This is a genomic window from Hydrogenophaga sp. (assembly GCF_031426985.1).
In the GTDB taxonomy this organism is placed as follows: domain Bacteria; phylum Pseudomonadota; class Gammaproteobacteria; order Burkholderiales; family Burkholderiaceae_C; genus Hydrogenophaga.
Genome location: NZ_JASJOY010000037.1, coordinates 1 through 1,273 on the forward strand (window position 1 = coordinate 1; position 1,273 = coordinate 1,273).

A 1,273-nucleotide genomic window follows, 5' to 3' on the forward strand; every position below is an offset into this window, starting at 1 on the left:
GGGCGGCGTGGTGCCACAGCAGGTGGTCGGTCCAGCTGCGGGCCTGGCCCAGCGCGTTGGTGTTGGTGCGGCGGAAGAAGTAGGTCTGCACATCCATCTGCTGGATGTTGAACCGGCCCGCCGTGATCTCGTTGTGCACGTACTGGTGGCTGGGGTTGAAGCGGCGGGTGTGGCCACACATAGCCACCAGACCGGTCTGCTTCTGCAACGCCACCACTTCTTCCGCGCCCTTGAGGCTGTCGGCCAGGGGAATTTCCACCTGCACGTGCTTGCCGGCCTTCAGGCAGGCGAGCGTCTGCTCGGCGTGCATCTGCGTCGGCGTGCAGAGGATGACGGCGTCCACTTCCTTCATCGCCAGGCTGTCGGCGAGGTCGGTCGTCACGTGCTGGATGCCGTACTTGTCGGCAACCTCTTTGGTCTTTTCCAGGTCGCGGCTGATCAGCGACACGACTTCAACGCCGTCGATGTTTTTGATGCCGTCCAGGTGCTTGATGCCGAAGGCGCCGGCGCCGGCGAGGGCTACTTTGATGGTCATGTCAGTTGTTCTCCAGGATGAGGTGGCCCACGGCCGTGTTGGACGCGGGCACATGGTAGAAGCGGTGCTTCACGGTCGGGGCAGGCCCTTGCACCTTGCCGTCAACGATGTCGGACATGGCGCCGCGGGCGATCAGCCACATCACGAGTTCAATGCCTTCGCTGCCGGCTTCGCGCACGTAGTCGATGTGCGGCGTGTCGGCACAGGCCACCGGGTCGGCGATCATCTTGTCGAGCCAGGCGTTGTCCCACTCGCGGTTGATCAGGCCGGCGCGCGCGCCCTGCAGCTGGTGGCTCATGCCGCCGGTGCCCCAGATGTGCACGTTCAGGTTGTCGTCGTAACTTTCCACCGCCTTGCGGATCGCCTGGCCGAGCATGAAGCAGCGCTTGCCCGAGGGCACCGGGTACTGCACCACGTTGACCGCGAACGGGATCACCGGGCAGGGCCAGGCGTCCTTCTTCGGGTCCAGCTCGCCGCACATCAGCGACAGCGGCACGGTCAGGCCATGGTCCACGTCCATCTTGTTGACGATGGTGAGGTCGAAGTCCTGCTGGATCACGCTCTGCGCGATGTGCGAAGCCAGGTCGGGATGGCCGATGACCTGGGGCACCGGGCGCGGGCCCCAGCCTTCGTCGGCCGGCGTGAACTCGGCCGCCGTGCCGATGGCAAAGGTCGGGATCATCTCCAGGCTGAAGGCCGTGGCGTGGTCGTTGTAGACCAGAAAGATGACGTCGGGCT

General features: G+C 65.1%; 2 protein-coding genes. Both read right to left on the reverse strand.

Annotated elements, in window-relative coordinates:
* On the reverse strand, positions 1–535 hold a 535-nt coding region (locus tag RMP09_RS04745), incomplete at its 3' end, for a Gfo/Idh/MocA family protein (protein ID WP_310564851.1).
* A gap of 1 nt (position 536) precedes the next feature.
* Positions 537–1,273: class III extradiol dioxygenase subunit beta (locus RMP09_RS04750; RefSeq protein ID WP_310564852.1), on the reverse strand; the 737-nt coding region annotated here is incomplete at its 5' end.